The sequence below is a fragment of the Mesorhizobium sp. M7A.F.Ca.CA.001.10.2.1 genome, assembly GCF_003998575.1.
GTDB lineage: Bacteria > Pseudomonadota > Alphaproteobacteria > Rhizobiales > Rhizobiaceae > Mesorhizobium.
Map to the genome: position 1 here is coordinate 1 of NZ_RZQY01000593.1, position 3,879 is coordinate 3,879.

The following is a 3,879-nucleotide window of genomic DNA, read 5'->3' on the forward strand; positions in this document are numbered from 1 at the left end:
ATGTGAAATTGCGCGAGACAGCGCTGACGGGAAACGCCGCGTTCTTCCAGACCGCGCTCGCCGATGCACTCGATATCGATTTCGAGATCGCGCGATCGCTCACCGCCAACCAGAATTATGCCTCGCTGCTTGCCGCCTTGCGCTCGCTCGACCTCAGCGAAGACAGGGCCTTCCTGATCACGGTTGCCGTCTATCCCAACCAGTTCCCGCATCCGCAGGCTATCCGCACCTTCCTCGACCGTTACCGGCTGCTGCATCGTGAAGCGGCCCAGGACAAGATGCGATCGTGGCGGGCGGAAGCCCTTTCAAGGGTGGTTCGCGGCGCAGCACCTGCCAACGGCGATACACGCACCGCCTCGAACAGCGACGATGCGGCGGCTTCGTCCGGCCTCAGGGCGTCTTCACGGAAATAAGCTCCTCGACGGGCACGGTGCCGGCCTCGATCTCGACCACCCAGATATCGGGATCGAATTTTTTCTCCCTTTCCAGCCTGGCGTCGAGCACTGTGGCATCCTCGCCGGTTCCGAGCTGAGTGAAAAACCGGTCGTCGGGCTTGGCCGAATCATAGCTTGTCTGCGGCGCCGGCCCGAACAGGGCAACCTCACCCAGCCTGCCCCGCGCCAGCACGAACACAGCGCCGGCCTCGGTCGCGCCGCGCTTGACCACGGCGGCAAATCCCCCGGCGCCGAAAACCCGGCGCAACAGGGCCGAGACCCACAGATCCGATGTGACGCGCATGAGAGAGCTCCCGAAACTGCCGGTTCTCTATCGATATTTCCGCCGCTGGGCGAGCCGTCGTTTCAGCCGTCAGTTGGTCAGGCCGATCTCGCGCATCTTGACGTAGACGATCTCATCGGGCTCGCCGGTCTGCGGCAGCCCGAACAGCGACTGGAATTCCTTGATCGCCGCCTTGGTGCGCGCGCCGACGACACCATCCAGCTGCATGTCGTCATTGCCGAACGCCTTGAGCCCGGCCTGGATCTTGACGATGCGGGCATCGGGCGCTTGCGTCTCGGCATCCGCCTGCCCGGAATTTGTCTGTCCTGAACCTGTCTGCAAAGACACCGGAACGGCGGCCGGCATATCCGGGCGCGGCTGCGGCCTGGGTACGACGGAAGCGGTTTTCGGCGTCGCGCCCAGTTGATCGAGCAGAAGCGCGTCGATCTCGCCGGACGCGTTGAGCCCGACCTTCTGCTGATAGTCCTGGATGGCCTTGCGGGTGTTGGGTCCGGAAATGCCGTCGACCGTTCCCGAATAGAAATCAAGATCCTTCAATATGCCTTGCACCTGCTCGACAACCGGATCGCCCTTGATCGGTGCCGGCGCGCCGGATGGCCGCACGATGTTGAACGTCGTTTCCGGCTCGTCGGGCGCCGCGTGCGGAAAGCCCGCAATGCTGCGGGTCGCGAAGAATGCGCCGGCATGCGGGAAAGGCTGGTACCACAAGGCATTCGCAGAGACGTAGAACAGCGTCACCAGGAATGCCGTCGAGCCGCCCACCAGGACAGGGTTGCGCGAGATCATTCCGCCGACGGCGACAGCGCCGTCCTGAAAGGCGTTGCTGCGACGCTTGACCGCCTTAGCCTGTTTTGCGGAGCGAGCCATTTCTGTCCCCTTTCGCCATCGCTACAGGCATGGTCAGCACGCCGGCCTTCTCCGCCTGATGTCCCTTCGGTCCGTTCACCGGCAAGCTGATGGTCACCGTGGTGCCCTCGCCCGGCATGCTTTCGATGGACATCGTGCCTTCGTGCAGCGCCACCAGGCCCTTGACCAGTGAAAGGCCAAGACCAGTCCCCTCGAAACGGCGGGTATAGTCGTTCTGGATCTGCATGAAGGGCTTGCCGAGATTGGCGAAATCCTCCTCGGCGATGCCGATGCCGGTGTCCCTGACCCAGAAATGCAGGCGCGAACCGATCCGCTTGGCACCGACGACGACGTCGCCGCCGTCGGGGGTGAACTTGATCGCATTGGAGACCAGGTTGATCAGCATCTGCTGTACGGCGCGCTGGTCGGCATTGATGTCGCCGGCGTCCGGCGCGATCTGCGCCCGCAGATCGATGTTCTTGGCCTGCGCCTGCAGCTGCATCATCGACTGGCACATGTCGACCGCTTCCGCGAACCGGAACGGCTCCGGCTCGGTCGCATAAACGCCAGATTCAATCCTGGACACGTCGAGTATCGAGGTTACGACGGCGAGCAGATGCTGGCCCGAATCCCTCACCAGGCCGACATATTCCTTCTGGCGCGGATCCTTGAAGCCGCCGAACATCTCATGCAGCAGCATATCCGAGAAGCCGATGATGGCATTCAACGGCGTGCGCAGTTCGTGGCTGACCACCGCCAGGAAGCGCCCCTTCGCCACTTCGGCGGATGCGGCCGCCTCATTGGCCGCCGCGAGATCCTCGCGCAACCGGGCGATCTCGTCATTCTCGCGCAGGACGAGCGTAAAGACGTCACTCTGTTCCTCACCGCGCACCAGATCAAGCGAGAACGGGCGGTAATTGTCGGCCGTCAGGCTATTGCCGTTCTGAGGCAGGCGGATGCGCAATTCGAGCCGGCGCGACAGCGCACCGTCGCGCATGTCGGCCATTGCGCTGAGATAGGAAACGCGATCCGACAGATGGACGCGATCGAAGAGGCCGTTTCCAGACAGCAGTTCGGGCGGCAGTTTCAAAAGCGTGCGCGCTTTCGGCGACGCGTCCAGGACCTCGCCATGGCGGGCGACCCGCAAGACCACCGCATCGATGATTTCTTCGAGCCGGTCGGCAGTGTCGACCACAGCCGCGTCGGCCGTGTTTTGAAACGCCGATGCACGCGGCATCAGCGTAAGCGCCCACGCCAACGGCACCAGCCAGTGCCACGCCGCGATCTGCGCTCCTGCGAACGGAAATACGGTTCCAGCCAAAGGCTGAGCCAGGATGGCGACAGCGGCCGACACGGCTCCCCACAGTGCTGCACGTCGCGAGCCGCCGATCCACCAGGCTTCGAAAGGCAGCGCCAGGACAAGCATGGCGACAGGCGAACTCAGCCCGCCCGCGGCGGCAATGAGACTGCCGAGAGAAATGCCGGCCAGCATCAGGGCGAGCCCACTCGCCATCGCCATCTTGCCGGTCGCCGCCACCAGTAAGGCGACGAACCAGCACAGGCCAAAGGCGGCGAAGATGGCGGCCATGGTGACGGCAACGCCCATGCCTGAAGTGACCAGGGTGACCGCGGCGCCGGCGGCAAAGAAAGGAGCGGCGAGCATGACGCCGATGAAACGGCGCTGGCGCTCGCGGTCGCTCCGCCCAAGGATGGACGGATGGACCATACGTTCGCAACCGGCAGAAATCGCGCCAGGCAATTCAACGTATCTGGCCTTGATTGAACTCAACTCAACGCACTCGCACTTGTCGTGGACAGCTCTGCTTTGCAGATGGTTCTGGTTGGCTTTGAAACTCGCATCCAGCGTTTAAGGAATGGATAAGGCAGGGCCGACCAAGGCCCTGGCCTGCGGCAAATATCGGGATGCCGGCCGCCGAAAGCACGGGCAAATGCAGCCATAGTAAACGGAGAGTTATCCGGCGACGGCACCTATCGGACAGGCGCACACGGCACCCGGACTTCCACATTCCAAGAAAAATACAGGAAAATCATGGGGATGTATGGTTATTTGTTGTTAAGGAAAATCACTGGCAATTGAGACAAATGGATCGCAGAACGCTTCGTTTCGAATTTGCCTAAAATTTGAGGAAAATTCTCTCTTTGCCCGCAAGCCGTCCTTTGCGCCTGTGTGCCAAGATCCTGCCTACAAAAGAGGTCATGCCATATGGATGCATGATCCGGTCACGACGAGAGGGCAAGGGCATGGTCTTCCTCATAAGAATGGCTTTCTGGTTT

3 protein-coding genes and 1 pseudogene are annotated in these 3,879 nt (G+C 62.1%); 1 reads left to right on the forward strand and 3 read right to left on the reverse strand.

The annotated features are described in order from the left end of the window. Nucleotides 1-413, forward strand: a pseudogene (locus tag EN964_RS27985) (hypothetical protein); the annotation flags it as partial. On the opposite strand, the gene EN964_RS27990 reads toward EN964_RS27985, so the two are convergent. From EN964_RS27990 to EN964_RS28000, 3 genes are all read right to left on the reverse strand, one after another. Further along, nucleotides 391-738, reverse strand: coding sequence for a DUF1491 family protein (locus tag EN964_RS27990; RefSeq protein WP_127268163.1), 348 nt, complete (start codon nucleotides 736-738; stop codon nucleotides 391-393). The pseudogene EN964_RS27985 and the gene EN964_RS27990 sit on opposite strands and share 23 nt — an antisense overlap. Before the next feature lie 69 nt (nucleotides 739-807). Further along, nucleotides 808-1,605 (reverse strand): peptidoglycan-binding protein, encoded by a 798-nt coding sequence (locus EN964_RS27995; protein ID WP_127268164.1) that lies wholly within the window; start codon nucleotides 1,603-1,605, stop codon nucleotides 808-810. After that, complete coding sequence (locus EN964_RS28000) at nucleotides 1,580-3,310, reverse strand: PAS domain-containing sensor histidine kinase (protein ID WP_127268165.1); 1,731 nt, start codon at nucleotides 3,308-3,310, stop codon at nucleotides 1,580-1,582. The genes EN964_RS27995 and EN964_RS28000 overlap by 26 nt, the downstream gene beginning before the upstream one ends. Between the last annotated feature and the right edge of the window lie 569 nt (nucleotides 3,311-3,879).

What these genes read in the sequence shown, in the direction of transcription:
- EN964_RS28000 (WP_127268165.1), bottom strand. Translation starts at nt 3,310, where the DNA reads ATGGTCCATCCGTCCATCCTTGGGCGGAGCGACCGCGAGCGCCAGCGC.
- EN964_RS27995 (WP_127268164.1), bottom strand. Translation starts at nt 1,605, where the DNA reads ATGGCTCGCTCCGCAAAACAGGCTAAGGCGGTCAAGCGTCGCAGCAAC.
- EN964_RS27990 (WP_127268163.1), bottom strand. Translation starts at nt 738, where the DNA reads ATGCGCGTCACATCGGATCTGTGGGTCTCGGCCCTGTTGCGCCGGGTT.